This is a genomic window from Agilicoccus flavus (genome assembly GCF_014857905.1).
Lineage (GTDB): Bacteria > Actinomycetota > Actinomycetes > Actinomycetales > Dermatophilaceae > Agilicoccus > Agilicoccus flavus.
On sequence record NZ_JACYXE010000010.1, the window covers coordinates 137,602 to 150,714 of the forward strand.

The following is a 13,113-nucleotide window of genomic DNA, read 5'->3' on the forward strand; positions in this document are numbered from 1 at the left end:
GACCCATGAGCAGCAGCACCGACCAGACCGCGCCCTCACCGGCCGGACCTCAGACCGGCCGGCCGCACAAGGACCGGAGCCACTGGCTCTACATCGGCGTCGTCGTCGCCGTCGTCCTCGGCGTCATCGTCGGCCTCGTGTCGCCGGAGACGGGCAAGGCGCTCAAGCCGCTCGGGACGATGTTCGTCGATCTCATCAAGATGATGATCAGCCCGGTCATCTTCTGCACGATCGTGCTCGGCATCGGCTCCATCAGGGCGGCCGCGACGGTCGGCAAGGCGGGCGGTATCGCCCTCGCCTACTTCATCACCATGTCGACGTTCGCCCTGGCCATCGGCCTCGTCGTCGGCAACCTCGTCAAGCCGGGTGACGGCATCGTCATCACGCCGGGCAAAGCCGACAAGTACGTCGACAACGCGTCGCACGCGGGCGGGCTCGACCTCATCCCCGACACCCTCGTCAGCGCCCTGACGTCCGGGTCGGTGCTGCAGACCCTCTTCGTCGCCCTGCTCGTCGGCTTCGCGCTCCAGCAGATGGGCCGGGCGGGGGAGCCGGTCGTCGCCCTCATCGGCCAGCTCCAGAAGCTCGTGTTCCGCGTCCTGACGATGATCCTGTGGGTCGCGCCCATCGGCGCCTTCGGCGCGATCGCCGGGGTCGTCGGCGACTCGGGGGCCGCCGCCGTCGGCGAGATCCTCAAGCTCATGCTCGCCTTCTACGTGACGTGCATCCTGTTCATCGTCGTCGTCCTCGGCTCGGTCCTCTGGTTCTTCACCCGGGTCAACATCTTCACCCTGCTGAAGTACCTCGCCCGCGAGTACCTGCTCATCGTCGCGACGTCGAGCTCGGAGTCGGCCCTGCCGAACCTCATCGCGAAGATGGAGCACCTCGGGATCAACCGCTCGACCGTCGGCATCGTCGTCCCGACCGGGTACTCGTTCAACCTCGACGGCACCGCGATCTACCTGACGATGGCGTCGATCTTCATCGCCGACGCGATGCACATGCCGATGTCGATGGGCGAGCAGATCGGCCTGCTCGTCTTCATGATCGTCGCGAGCAAGGGTGCGGCGGGCGTCACGGGCGCCGGTCTCGCCACGCTGGCCGGCGGCCTCCAGTCGCACCGGCCGGAGCTGGTCGACGGCGTCGGCGTCATCGTCGGCATCGACCGCTTCATGTCTGAGGCCCGCGCCCTGACGAACTTCACCGGCAACGCCGTGGCCACCGTGCTCGTCGGCACGTGGACGCGGTCCATCGACCGCGAGCGCGTCGGGGCCGTCCTGCGCGGCGACGACCCGTTCGACTACACGACGATGGTCGACGAGCACTGACCTCGCCCGCTCCTGGCGGCCGTCTCCCGGATCTCGGGAGGCGGCCGTCGTCGTCCGGGGCCGCTCGGGACGGGTTATCCGGGGCCGAGCAGGGCGAGACCGAACCCCGCGATCATGAACGGGCCGTGGGGCAGCGCGTCGTGGCGGCCGACCCGCCGCGTCAGCAGGAGGAACCCGGCGACGCCCCCGGCGAGGAGGACGCCGAGGTAGGCGCCCGTGGCCACCGCCCCCCAGCCGCGCACGCCGAGGACGAGCCCGAGGACGCCCGCGAGCTCGACGTCCCCGAGCCCGACCGCGGTCCCGCCGGGGGACAAGGCCCGCCACAGTCGATACGTCACGCGCAAGGCAAGACCACCCCCCGCGCAACGCAGGGCGTCACCCACGCCGAGCCCTCCCGTCGCGAGCAGGAGCCCCACCCACGCGGCGGCGCCGGCCAGCGCGGGCCGGGTGAGCGCCCGGGGCAACCGGTGCGTCTCGACGTCGACGGCGGCGAGGGCCACGAGGAGCGCGGTGAGGGTGAGCAGCCCGGCGAGGAGGACGAGGCGGGCCGGTGGGGAGTCCGCGACGTCCGAGAGCCACGGCCGGTCGCTCCGCACCGCGACGGCGGCCCAGGCGAGCGCCGTCGCCGCCGCGATCACCGGCCCCGGGGCCCGGCGCCGCCTCGACTCGCCCGCGAGCAGGTGGGCCCCGGCGCCGATCGGCCCCGCGACCCGGTACCCCACCGCCGTGCCCGCCGCCCCGGCGAGCAGCGCGCCCGCCCACGTCCCCCCGTCCACGACCCCTCCGCCCCGGACGCCCCTCGGCGCCCTCGACCAGCCTCGGCCCGGCGGTCCGTCGCGGGCCGCCTCTCGGGGTCCGGGTGTGCAGGAGCGGCGGTGGCGCTCCCGGCCGGCACCGGTTGTGGATCGTGGGGCGTCGGTCGCGCCCCCCAGCGCGACGGGGGGCCGGCGCGGGACCCGCGGGGACCGGACGAGGGCGAGGTCCGCTCGAGGCTCCCGGTGTCGACGGTCTCCGTGCGGCTCGCCGCCCGGCGCAGTCCGCAACCGGGTGCCGGGTGCGGTTCCCACGACGGACCGGGTGTCGGCGCGCCCGTTTGGGTCCGGCGCCGCGGGCGGGGACGATGGGGCCCTGATGCCTGTGCGTGAACGGACTCCGGTGACCTCTCGATCGACCCCCCGCCCGACGGACCCGCCCGAACCCGGGCTGCTCGACAAGGCCCCGCTGCCGCTGGCGGGGGCCTTGTCGGCGCTGGGCGCGGGGGCCAGCTCGCTCGTCCTCGTGGTCCTGCCGTTCTTCGTCGCCTGGCTCGCCAGCACCGCGTCGACCGTGTCGGCGGGGCAGTCGCTCGAGGTCGGTGGCGACCTGTGGCTCATGGCGCACGGGGTCGGCCTGCACACCAACGCGGGCGCGGTGACGCTCACGCCCTGGCTGCTGCTCGCCGTCCCGCTGCTCACGCTGCGGTGGGGGGCGCAGCGCATCCTCGCCGGGGTCGCCGACCGCGACGCCGGCCCCGCGCTGCTCGGCGGCCTGCGCCGCGACGTCGGTGTCGCGGGCGCCTGCTTCGTCGGCGCGTACGCGGCGCTCGCGTTCGTCGTCGCGCTGATCGGGCGCTTCCCGGGGCTGGCCCCCACGTGGTGGAGCGCGCCGCTGCTCGCCGCGCTCTGGGCCGCCGCCGTGTTCGCGTGGCAGGCGGTGCGGGAGTTCCGCACCCGCGGAACCGACCTCGCCCCCCGCGCCCGGTGGGCGTGGCGCGAGTACGTGCCGTGGTGGCTGCGCCGCGCGATCGCCCCCGCCGCCCGGGGCGCCGCGCTGCTCGTCGGCTTCGGGGCGATCGGTGTCCTCGTGCTCGTCGCGGCGAACCTGACGCGCGTCGTCGGGTTGTACGGCGACGTCGGCGCCGGCTGGGTCGGTGGCGTGGTCCTCACCCTCGGCCAGCTCTGCTATCTGCCGACGCTGGCGATGTGGGCCGTCTCGTTCGCGGCCGGCCCCGGGTTCGGTCTCGGCGAGGGGTCGTCGATCACGTGGACCCAGGCCCAGCCGGGCCCGATGCCGCTCGTTCCCGTGCTCGGAGCCCTGCCCGACCCGGGGCCCCTGCCCGAGTGGACGCTCGCCGCGGTCGCGGCACCCGTCCTCGTCGGGTTCGTCGTCGCCTGGCTGGCCCTGCGCGGTCCGGACCGCCCCCGCTCGGGTCGCGACCGGCTGCGCCTCGCCGCGGCGGCGGTCGGCCTGTGCGCTCTTCTCCTGACCGGGCTCGTCGTCGCCGCGGGCGGGTCGCTCGGGTCGGCGCGGCTCGCGCACGTCGGCCCGGTCGCCTGGCTCGTCGGGCCGGCGCTGCTCGGTGAACTCGCCCTCGGCGGGTTCGTGGCCTGGGCCCTCTCCGGCCTGCGGCTGCGCCGCCGCCGCGACTGATCGACGCGGGTCCGAATGGTGTGGACCACGGTCGCACAGATCGCGCCGCACGAGAGTGCGTGCGCGTCCTAGCTGTCGGGGCCCTGGTTCAGGTGGTCTACGACATCGGTGAGCCGATCGATCGCGGCCAGGATGTCGGCGAACCGTTCCTGCTCCGAGCGGGTCATAGCGGTACAGCGTCCTGCAGAGCGGTCAGGGAGACGTCTGGGCGGAGCAAGCCGGCGGCGACCACGTCGACCCTGGTGCCCAGGGCGTTGCCGAGTTCCTCGGCGATCCCGGCCACGCGGAGAAGCTCGTTCCCGCCACCGGGCTCGAGGTCCACGAGCAGGTCGATGTCACTGTGCTCTGTGGCCTCCCCGCGGGCCACGGACCCGAACAGCCGGGGGTGGGTGGCGCGGTAGCGGCCCAGAACCTCCTCGACCAGGTCGCGACGCGCGAGCAGGGCAGCACGGAGTGCTGCACTCTGCTCGGTCACGACGCTCATACGTCAAGGGTAGGGCGGGGCCGCGCAGAGGTCCTGGTCCCCTGGCGCCGCATCAGGTTCCGGGCCCATGCGCGCGGGCACTCAGAACCACTCGGACCGGTCGGCCGCCACGCCGGCGTGCTCCTCGGCACACATGCGCTGTGGAGGGCGCCGTAGCCTTCGGTGCAGCCCGATCGACCCGGCCCGAACGGTTCGTCCGGTCGGCGTACGCGCGGGCCGGCGATCTCGCGGCCTCGCGGGCCCCGACCCGCGCGCTCAGGAGCGCCCGACCCGTTCCACGGCGTCGATGACGAGGTCCCAGAACCCGTCCACGTCCAGCGTCGTCGCCACGGCCGTCGGGCACTCCTGCGGCTCGTCGCCGCGCAGGTCGACGACGGTCATGCCGGTCGTGAACTCGCCGCGCAGTTCGACCGTGATCGGGGCCCGGCGCACGCGGACCAGGGAGGGGTCGATGAGGTAGGCCAGCGTGCACGGGTCGTGTACCGGAGGCGCGTCGAACCCGGCGACCTCAAGGTAGGCGCGACCGAACGCCTCGATGAGCTGGCCGACGAACCGGGCGGGGGCCGAGTCGATCGCGGCGACGCGCTCCGCGACGTCGGCCGTCGCGAGCGCCTGGTGGGTGAGGTCCAGCCCGACCATGACGACCGGCCAGCCGGCGCCGATGACGATGGAGGCGGCCTCGGGGTCGACGATGACGTTGAACTCGGCGACCGGGCTCGCGTTGCCCGCGTGGTACCCGCCACCCATGAGGACGACCTCGCGGACCCGCTCGACGATCCGGGGTTCCTTGCGCAGTGCGAGGGCGATGTTCGTCAGCGGGCCGGTCGGGACGAGGGTCACCTCGCCGGGCTCGTGCGCCATGACCGTCTCGATGATGGCGTCGACCGCGTGTCGCCCGTCGAGGGCGACGTGGCCGGGGGAGCCGGGGTCGGGCAGGTCGACGCCATCCAGTCCTGACTCGCCGTGGATGTCGGCGGCGACGACGACCTCGCGCAGGAGCGGCCGGGTGCACCCCGCCGAGACCGGGACGTCGGTGGCGCCCAGGAGGGTGAGGACCCCGAGCGCGTTCCGGGTGACCTTGTCGAGGGTCTGGTTCCCGCCGACCGTCGTGACCGCCAGCAGCTCGATCTCGGGGTTCGCGTGGGCGAGGAGGAGGGCGACGGCGTCGTCGTGGCCGGGGTCGCAGTCGAGGATGATCTTGCGCGTCATGGACGCGACGCTACCGTCGGCCGCGGCGCCGCCGGCGGCGCTTAGGGTGACGTGCGTGGACTCGCCGCGCACCAGCCCCGCCTCCCTCGTCGTGCTCGTGTCGGGCAGCGGCACCAACCTGCAGGCGCTGCTCGACGCGTGCGCGCAGCCCGGGTACGGGGCGCGCGTCGTCGCGGTGGGGGCGGACCGAGCCGGGATCGAGGGGCTCGCCCGGGGGGAGCGGGCCGGGGTGCCGACGTTCGTCGAACGCGTGAGCGACCACCCGGACCGTGCCGCGTGGGACGCCGCCCTCACGCGGGCCGTCGCCGCCCACGCGCCCGACCTCGTCGTCTCCGCGGGGTTCATGAAGATCCTCGGGCCGCAGTTCCTCGCCAGGTTCGAGAGCCGCGTGATCAACACCCACCCCGCGCTGCTGCCGAGCTTCCCTGGCGCCCACGCGGTCCGGGACGCCCTCGATCACGGCGTCCGCGTGACCGGCTGCACGTGTCACGTGGTCGACGCCGGCGTCGACACCGGGCCCATCCTCGACCAGCGGGCCGTCCGGGTGCAGGACGACGACACGCGGGAGTCGCTGCACGAGCGCATCAAGACCGCCGAGCGGGCCATGCTCGTCGACGTCGTCGGCCGCCTCGCCCGCGGCGGCGTCACCGTCGAGGGCCGCCGGGTGCGGGGCCCGGGTACGGACTGACGACGGCCGGGAGGCTCCGGCGGGCGCGGGGGCCCGATCGCGGGTCGCCCGGTCCGGTGATCTCGGGTTGCGCCCGGCGCGCGGCACGGTTCCGTGACGGACGGATGTCGGCCCACGTGACGCCGGCCCACGTGACGAGGGCCGGCGGGGGCGGCGGCCGTCAGGGCGGCGACCGGGACCGTTCCGTGAGCGACCGGCACCGGCCCGGGCGCCGACCGCCGTCGGGCGGTGGCCCGACCTCGGCTCGCCCGCCCCGATAGGGTGGCGGCACACGACTGGCGCGGGTGGGCCACCACCGGGGAGTGACGACGTTGTGAGCATCGCCCGCCTGGGTGCTCGACCGGCAGCGAGACCGACCCTCAGGAGAGTCATGTCCGACCAGCCCGTAACCGCCGCACCCGAGCAGAGCGAGGGCCGTCGCCCCGTGCGGCGTGCGCTCGTCTCCGTGTACGACAAGACCGGCCTCGACGAGTTGGTGCACGGCCTGCACGACGCCGGCGTCGAACTCGTCTCCACCGGCGGGTCCGCGAAGGCGATCGCCGCGCTCGGCCTCCCCGTCACCCGAGTCGAAGACCTCACCGGCTTCCCCGAGTGCCTCGAGGGGCGCGTGAAGACGCTGCACCCGAAGGTGCACGCCGGGATCCTCGCCGACACGCGCAAGCCCGACCACGTGGCCCAGCTCGCCGACCTCGGCATCGCGGCGTTCGAGCTCGTCGTCGTCAACCTCTACCCGTTCGCCGACACCGTCGCCTCGGGCGCGAGCCCCGACGAGTGCGTCGAGCAGATCGACATCGGCGGGCCCTCGATGGTGCGGGCGGCCGCGAAGAACCACCCGAGCGTCGCGGTGCTCACCTCGCCCGACCAGTACGCCGCGGCCCTGGAGGCCGTCGCGGGTGGCGGGTTCTCGCTCGAGGTCCGCAAGCGGCTCGCCGCGCAGGCGTTCGCACACACCGCGGCCTACGACATCGCCGTCGCCTCGTGGATGTCGGGCGGGTACGCCGACACGAGCGAGGGCACCGGGTTTCCCGCCTGGATCGGCGGCTCCTACTCCCGCCTCGACGTGCTGCGCTACGGCGAGAACCCGCACCAGCGCGCGGCCCTGTACGAGGCCCGTTTCGGGGGGCCGGGGTTGGCGCAGGCGCGTCAGCTTCACGGCAAGGCGATGAGCTACAACAACTACGTCGACGGGGACGCCGCGGTGCGCGCCGCCTACGACCACGGCGACGTGCCCACGGTCGCGATCGTCAAGCACGCCAACCCGTGCGGCATCGCCGTCGGTAGCGCCGACGAGGGCATCGCGGCGGTGCACGCCCGCGCCCACGCCTGCGACCCGGTCAGCGCCTTCGGCGGCATCATCGCGACGAACCGCGAGGTCGACGCGGCGATGGCGGAGACGGTCAAGGACATCTTCACCGAGGTCGTCATCGCGCCGTCGTTCGCGCCGGGGGCCGTCGAGATCCTCACGGCCAAGAAGAGCATCCGCCTCCTGGAGTGCCCGGCGCCGCCGCGGGGTGGCGTCGAGACCCGCTCGATCAGCGGCGGCCTCCTCATGCAGCAGCGCGACCTCGTCGACGCCGTGCTCGAGCCGGGCGAGGACGACAAGCCGACCGCCGGCCACGGCGACGCGCCCCTGTACTGGACCCTCGTCGCCGGCCCGTCCCCGGACGACGCGACGCTCAACGACCTCGGCTTCGCGTGGAAGGCGGTCCGCGCGGTGAAGTCGAACGCGATCCTGCTCGCGAAGGACCGCGCCTCCGTCGGCATCGGCATGGGCCAGGTCAACCGCGTCGACTCGTGCCGCCTCGCGGTCTCGCGGGCCGGCCAGGAGCGGGCGCGGGGCGCGGTGGCGGCCTCCGACGCCTTCTTCCCCTTCGCCGACGGCCTGCAGATCCTCCTCGACGCGGGCGTGCGCGCGGTCGTCGCACCGGGCGGTTCGGTGCGCGACGACGAGGTCATCGAGGCCGCCCGCGCCGCCGGCGTGACGCTGTACTTCACGGGAACCCGGCACTTCGCGCATTGAGCGGCGAACGTAGGCGAGTGTGCGAGTCGGAGTGAGCGCGACCGCAGGCATGAGCGGACCCGCCGAGGTGCGCACCAGGACGGTGACTCGCCCGGTCTACGCCGGAGACAGCGGCGCTCGCGCATCCCGTCGAGGCCGTGGGTAGGGTCGGCGCATCCTGCCCGCGGCCCGGAGCGCATCGGCCGGGCACCGCGGACCGTCGACATCCGGGGAGTACGCATGGGTTCGGTGATCGGCCTTCTGGCCTGGCAGGCGGCGGCCCGTCCGCCCGAGGGGGCGGTCGACGGGCTGCAGGCCGACCTGTCGGAGCTGTTGGAGGACTTCCCCCGCACGCGGCTGGTCGTGCTCCCCGAGTACCACCTGACCCGGGTGAACGGGACCCCCGCGGCGCGTGCCGCCGAGTTCGACCGGCTGGCGGAGCCGCTCGACGGTCCGCGGGCCCTGCGCGGCCTGCTCGACGAGGCGGTCCTGCCCGGCTGACCGCCGTGCGGGAGGTCGCGCGGGATCTCGGGGTGTGGCTCGTGCCGGGTACGGTTCCCGAGTCCGCACCCGGCGGGGGCGTCCACAACACGACCGTCCTCGTCGGCCCGGACGGGGAGCTGACCTGCGTCTATCGGAAGATCTTCCCGTGGCGCCCGTTCGAGCCGTTCGAGATGGGCGTCGACCTGCCGGTCGTCGAGCTGGCGGGATTCGGGCGGGTGGGCTTCGCCATCTGTTACGACCTGTGGTTCCCCGAGATCGCCCGGCAACTCGCCTGGTCGGGGGCGGAGCTCATCGTCATCCCCACCCAGACCTCGACGCGAGACCGCGAGCAGGAGATCGTCCTCGCCCGGGCCGCGGCCATCACCAACCAGGTGTTCGTCCTCAGCCTCAACGCGGCCGCCCCGTCCGGGGTGGGGCGTTCCCTGCTCGTGGACCCCGAGGGCGTGGTCCGGTTCATGGCCCCCAGCGAGAACCCGGCCGTGCTCACGGACGCCCTCGACCTCGGGGCGGTCCGCACGGTCCGGGAGTTCGGCACGTGCGCGCTCAACCGGATCTGGCATCAGCTGGGACCGGGGGACCCGGTCGTCGACCTGCCCGTCTGCGGAGGGCGGATCGACCCCGCGACGTGGACACCGGCGTCGCTGCGGGGCGAGGACCCGTCCGTTTCGGGCGGCCGGAGGTCGTCGTGACCCGCCCGGCGGACGGATCCGCCACCGCCTCGTCGTCGGCGTCGCCGACCGGTCGGCTCACCCTGTGGCCGATCGTCCTCCTCGGGCTGGCGTACACACGACACCGTTCATCGTCCTCACCACCTTCGGCGCGTTCTCGGAGGCCAGCAGCGGCACGCTGGCGGCGGCGTACGCGGTGGCCACGGTCGCCATGCTCTTCTCGGCGCTGAGCTACGCGAAGATGGCGGGTCGCTACCCGGTGGCGGGGTCGGCGTACGCCTACGCCCGACGGGCGATCGACTCACGGGTCGGCTTCCTCGTGGGCTGGGCCGTCCTGCTCGACTACCTGTTCCTGCCGATGGTGGTGTGGCTGTACGGCTCCGCCTACCTCACGGCTCAGTTCCCCGAGGTGCCCGCGTGGGTCTTCGTGGCCCTGTTCATCGTGCTGACGACGGGGCTGAACGTCCGTGGCATCACGATGGCGGCCCGGGTCAACGTGGTCCTCATCTCGGCCCAGTTCCTCGTGCTCGGCCTGTTCGTCGTCCTGTACCTGCGCCGGGTGCTCTCTCCGGACGGGAGCGGGGTCACCATCGAGCCGTTCTGGAACCCGACGACGACGGTCGCGGCGGTGTCGGCCGGCGCCGCCCTGACGGCCTACTCGTTCATCGGCTTCGACGCGGTGTCGACCTTCGCGGAGGAAGCGCGCGACGCCCGGCGCACCATCCCGAGGGCCATCGTCCTCACCGCACTCTGCGCCGGCCTCGTCTTCGTGGCCGTCGCGTTCGTCGTCCAGCTCGTCCACCCGGGCGGTGTCTTCGACGACCCGGACGCGGCGGCCCTGGACATCGCACGCCTCATCCGTGGCGACCTGTTCGCCGCGGTGTTCCTCACCATGGTCATCCTCGCCAAGTTCACGGCGGGCGTCCCCATCCAGGCGGCCGGCGCCCGGCTCATGTACGCGATGGGACGCGACGGCGTCCTGCCCAAGGCCGTCTTCGGACGGTTGCACCCGAGGTGGGGCACTCCCGTCGTCAACCTGCTCATCACCGGGGCCGTCGGAACGCTCGCGTTGTTCCTCACGGCCAGCGCCTCCACGTCGTTCATCAACTTCGGTGCCTTCACGGCGTTCGCGTTCGTCAACGTCAGTGTCGTCGCCCAGTGGTGGCGCGACCGCGGCACTCCTGCCCGGGGAACGGTCCTCGGCTGGGTCGTCGCGCCCTGATCGGATCGGCGGTCGTGGCCTGGCTGTTCAGCCATCTCGACGTCCACGCTCTCGTGCTCGGTGGCGTGTGGACCGTCCTCGGCGTCGTGTGGTTGACCGTGCTGACGAGGGGCTTCCGGACGCCGCCCCCCGAGCTCGAGTTCGAGGAGTGAGAGCAGGCAGGGACCCTGCGGGCGCATGTCCCCGGGGCTGAAGAACCGTACCGACGACATCGGCGCGGCCACCGTGAGAGCGTCAGGCCGGTGACCTGCGGCGATGCTGAACGCGGAGCTGTCGATGTCGTCGGTACGGTTCTTCGATCTGCGGCACGGCCGGTCGGTCTGCCCGCGTGCATGGTTGCTCAGCCGGGCGGCGAGGGGAGGTCGACGTCGCCGCCGCCGGCGAGGTCCGTGCAGTCGACGGCGAGCACGTCTGCGGCGGAGAGGAAGTCGCGGGCCCCACGGTCGCCGCGGGCGGCGGACCTCGCCTCGCCCCAGTGCCGACGGCCGAGGGCGACCGGGTGCCCGGGGCGCCCGGCGAACCAGGCCCGGGCGAGGGCGGTCTCGTCGGACGCGGCCGCGAGGACTCGGGCCACGCAGTCGGCGCCGACGTCGGGCAGGTCCACGAGGTGCACGAGCGCAATCCCGGGGGCGCCATCGGTCCCCGTGCCTTCGACGAGTCCGGGACCGATCCCCGCGCCCCGGGTAGCGGTTCGCGTCCCACTGCGTCCTGCCAGGTGCGGTGCGCCCGGCGGGAGGCCGGCCGCGGCGGCGAGACCCGCACGCAGGGAGGCGCCCATGCCGTCGGCCCAGTCGGGCGCCTCGACCACGTCGACGCGGTCGCGGTGGTGGGCCCGGCGGGCCAGGGCCGTCACGTCGTCGCCGGCGGCACCGACGACGAGCACGGCCCGGTCGCAGCCACCGTCGATCAACACGTCGAGGGCCCGTGCCACCCACGGCGTGCCGTCGGGGTGACGCAGGAGGCCCTTGGGTGAGCCCATCCGCCGACCTGCCCCGGCGGCGAGGAGCACCCCCACGGCGATGGGTCCGCGTTCCGACATGGCTCCCAGTGTGCCCGCCCGCGCAGGACAGGGCGCTCCGGACGGCACGGGGTGCGACGCCGGTCAGGCCCGGACGGCGCCGACCTCCGCCCCGGGCGTCGCCCGGGACGCGAGGGCGTCGAGGGCCGCGGTGAAGCAGCGCTCCGGAGGGGTGACGAGGCCCGCGCCCACCTGCCCCGTCCCGGCGACGGCGCCGGCCATGCCTGTGTTGATCTGCGGCAGGATGCCGGTGCGCACGACCTGCGTGACGTCGATCCCGGCCGGCGCACCCCGGAACTCGAGGATGGGCACCTGGATCCGCGGGTGCTCGCCGAGCGTGATCTCGTACATGCGGCGGGTCGCGGCGAGGGCGAAGTCGACGTCGCCGCCCACGAGCCGGACGATCGCGGGCGCCGCGGCCATGACGAACCCGCCGATGCCCGCGGTCTCGGTGATGGCGGAGTCACCGATGTCGGGGTTGGCGTCGTCGGGCCCGAAGTCGCCGAGGAAGAGCCCCTCCGGCCGGTTCGCCGGACCCGTGAACCACTCGCGGCCCGTCCCCGCCGTCTGGATGCCGAAGTCGGTGCCGTTGCGCGCCATGACCGTCACCATCGACGACCCCTCGATGTCGGCGGCGGCGAGCATCGCCAGCTTGCACGTCGGCATGACGAGGTTGAGGGCGAAGTGGTCGTTGGCGCCGACGAAGCGGACGACGTCCGCGAGATCGGTTCCGTCGACCCCGAGCGAGACCAGGTCGGGCAGCAGGTCGCGCAGCCACATGAGCGTCGCGCTGCGGTTGCGGTTGTGCCCCTCGTCGCCCATCTGCACCATCTGCGCGACGATCGCGGCGACGTCGACGCTCCCGTGCGCCGCCACGGCCCGCGAGAGCACCGGCCCGAGGACGTCGGCCATCCACCGCAGGCGCGTCTGCACCTCCGGCCCGTAGGCGCCGTACCGCAGCACCTTGCCGAGCCCCTCGTTGAGCGAGCAGTACGACGTGTTCCCGTGCACGGGGTCGCGCAGCTCGAACATCCACATCGAGGGCGACACGACGCCCGCCATCGGCCCGACGGCGTCGCGGTGGTGGCACGGCTCGAACTCCAACGACCCGGACGCGAGCAGCCGCTCGGCCTCCTCCGGGGTGTCGGCGATGCCCTCGAACACCGTGGCCCCGATCAGCGCGCCCCGCATCGGCCCCGACGCGCGCTCCCACTCCAGCGGCGGGCCGGCGTGCAGGAACTGCCCCTTCTCCAGGCCGAGGACCTCGGAGGCCGGGCGGATCGCGACGAGCTCGGAGCCGGCGGCGCACATGCGCTCCAGCGCGCGGGCGTTCGCCACGGTCCGGCGCGCGTCGCCGAGCACGGTCCGCAGCGCGCGGTACGTGCGCCCCGCTCGGTCCTCGCCGAGGCGGTCCTCGCCGTCCTCGCCGAGGAGCGGGGGCCGCCAGTCGACCTCGGTGACGGGCACGGCCTGGTCGCGCAGCGCCTGGCCGAGCAGGTCGGCGCCGGCGGTGACGACGCGGGGGTCGGTGCGCAGGAGGTCGGCCAGGGGAGCGTCGGTGCCGCGGCCGTGGGAGTCGGTCAT

Annotated in this window: 13 protein-coding genes and 1 riboswitch; of the genes, 8 read left to right on the forward strand and 5 right to left on the reverse strand. The window is 74.0% G+C overall.

Annotation, left to right across the window (positions count from 1 at the left end; translation table 11 throughout):
• Positions 1-5: 5 nt before the first annotated feature.
• Positions 6-1,328: a cation:dicarboxylate symporter family transporter gene (locus ICW24_RS15260; RefSeq protein WP_226346578.1), complete on the forward strand. Its 1,323-nt coding sequence runs from the start codon at positions 6-8 to the stop codon at positions 1,326-1,328.
• Positions 1,329-1,402: 74 nt separating this feature from the next.
• Here ICW24_RS15260 and ICW24_RS19765 read toward each other — a convergent pair whose 3' ends face one another.
• A complete protein-coding gene (locus tag ICW24_RS19765) occupies positions 1,403-2,104 on the reverse strand; it encodes a prepilin peptidase (protein ID WP_226346579.1) in 702 nt (233 codons plus the stop codon).
• Positions 2,105-2,483: 379 nt separating this feature from the next.
• Between ICW24_RS19765 and ICW24_RS15270 the strand changes: the two genes are divergently transcribed.
• Positions 2,484-3,737: a cell division protein PerM gene (locus tag ICW24_RS15270; protein ID WP_226346580.1), complete on the forward strand. Its 1,254-nt coding sequence runs from the start codon at positions 2,484-2,486 to the stop codon at positions 3,735-3,737.
• Positions 3,738-3,900: 163 nt separating this feature from the next.
• Here the strand turns inward: ICW24_RS15270 and ICW24_RS15275 are convergent, their stop codons facing one another.
• Positions 3,901-4,221: a nucleotidyltransferase family protein gene (locus ICW24_RS15275; protein WP_226346581.1), complete on the reverse strand. Its 321-nt coding sequence runs from the start codon at positions 4,219-4,221 to the stop codon at positions 3,901-3,903.
• Positions 4,222-4,476: 255 nt separating this feature from the next.
• Complete coding sequence (uriH, locus tag ICW24_RS15280; protein WP_226346582.1) at positions 4,477-5,430, reverse strand: uridine-preferring nucleoside hydrolase UriH; 954 nt, start codon at positions 5,428-5,430, stop codon at positions 4,477-4,479.
• 55 nt (positions 5,431-5,485) lie between these two features.
• Between uriH and purN the strand changes: the two genes are divergently transcribed.
• From purN to ICW24_RS15310, 6 genes are all read left to right on the forward strand, one after another.
• Positions 5,486-6,118: a phosphoribosylglycinamide formyltransferase gene (gene purN / locus ICW24_RS15285; protein ID WP_226346583.1), complete on the forward strand. Its 633-nt coding sequence runs from the start codon at positions 5,486-5,488 to the stop codon at positions 6,116-6,118.
• Positions 6,119-6,380: 262 nt separating this feature from the next.
• Positions 6,381-6,459, forward strand: a riboswitch (ZMP/ZTP riboswitch).
• Between the two features lie 29 nt (positions 6,460-6,488).
• Positions 6,489-8,138 carry a bifunctional phosphoribosylaminoimidazolecarboxamide formyltransferase/IMP cyclohydrolase gene (purH, locus tag ICW24_RS15290; protein WP_226346584.1) on the forward strand — a complete coding sequence of 550 codons (1,650 nt, stop codon included), beginning with the start codon at positions 6,489-6,491 and terminating at the stop codon, positions 8,136-8,138.
• A 219-nt stretch (positions 8,139-8,357) separates the two neighbouring features.
• A complete protein-coding gene (locus ICW24_RS15295) occupies positions 8,358-8,618 on the forward strand; it encodes a hypothetical protein (RefSeq protein WP_226346585.1) in 261 nt (86 codons plus the stop codon).
• Between the two features lie 5 nt (positions 8,619-8,623).
• Complete coding sequence (locus tag ICW24_RS15300) at positions 8,624-9,310, forward strand: carbon-nitrogen hydrolase family protein (RefSeq protein WP_226346586.1); 687 nt, start codon at positions 8,624-8,626, stop codon at positions 9,308-9,310.
• A gap of 64 nt (positions 9,311-9,374) precedes the next feature.
• Positions 9,375-10,511 (forward strand): APC family permease, encoded by a 1,137-nt coding sequence (locus ICW24_RS15305; protein ID WP_226346587.1) that lies wholly within the window; start codon positions 9,375-9,377, stop codon positions 10,509-10,511.
• A 14-nt stretch (positions 10,512-10,525) separates the two neighbouring features.
• A complete protein-coding gene (locus tag ICW24_RS15310; RefSeq protein WP_226346588.1) occupies positions 10,526-10,663 on the forward strand; it encodes a hypothetical protein in 138 nt (45 codons plus the stop codon).
• A 188-nt stretch (positions 10,664-10,851) separates the two neighbouring features.
• Here ICW24_RS15310 and ICW24_RS15315 read toward each other — a convergent pair whose 3' ends face one another.
• Together ICW24_RS15315 and ICW24_RS15320 are read right to left on the reverse strand one after the other, a co-directional pair.
• Entirely contained in the window at positions 10,852-11,550 is a 699-nt protein-coding gene (locus tag ICW24_RS15315) for a nucleotidyltransferase family protein (RefSeq protein ID WP_226346589.1), read from the reverse strand.
• Between the two features lie 63 nt (positions 11,551-11,613).
• Positions 11,614-13,113, reverse strand: coding sequence for a YlbE family protein (locus tag ICW24_RS15320; RefSeq protein ID WP_226346590.1), 1,500 nt, complete (start codon positions 13,111-13,113; stop codon positions 11,614-11,616).

What these genes read in the sequence shown, in the direction of transcription:
- ICW24_RS15260 (WP_226346578.1), top strand. Translation starts at nt 6, where the DNA reads ATGAGCAGCAGCACCGACCAGACCGCGCCCTCACCGGCCGGACCTCAG.
- ICW24_RS15275 (WP_226346581.1), bottom strand. Translation starts at nt 4,221, where the DNA reads ATGAGCGTCGTGACCGAGCAGAGTGCAGCACTCCGTGCTGCCCTGCTC.
- uriH (WP_226346582.1), bottom strand. Translation starts at nt 5,430, where the DNA reads ATGACGCGCAAGATCATCCTCGACTGCGACCCCGGCCACGACGACGCC.
- purH (WP_226346584.1), top strand. Translation starts at nt 6,489, where the DNA reads ATGTCCGACCAGCCCGTAACCGCCGCACCCGAGCAGAGCGAGGGCCGT.
- ICW24_RS15295 (WP_226346585.1), top strand. Translation starts at nt 8,358, where the DNA reads ATGGGTTCGGTGATCGGCCTTCTGGCCTGGCAGGCGGCGGCCCGTCCG.
- ICW24_RS15315 (WP_226346589.1), bottom strand. Translation starts at nt 11,550, where the DNA reads ATGTCGGAACGCGGACCCATCGCCGTGGGGGTGCTCCTCGCCGCCGGG.
- ICW24_RS15320 (WP_226346590.1), bottom strand. Translation starts at nt 13,113, where the DNA reads ATGACCGACTCCCACGGCCGCGGCACCGACGCTCCCCTGGCCGACCTC.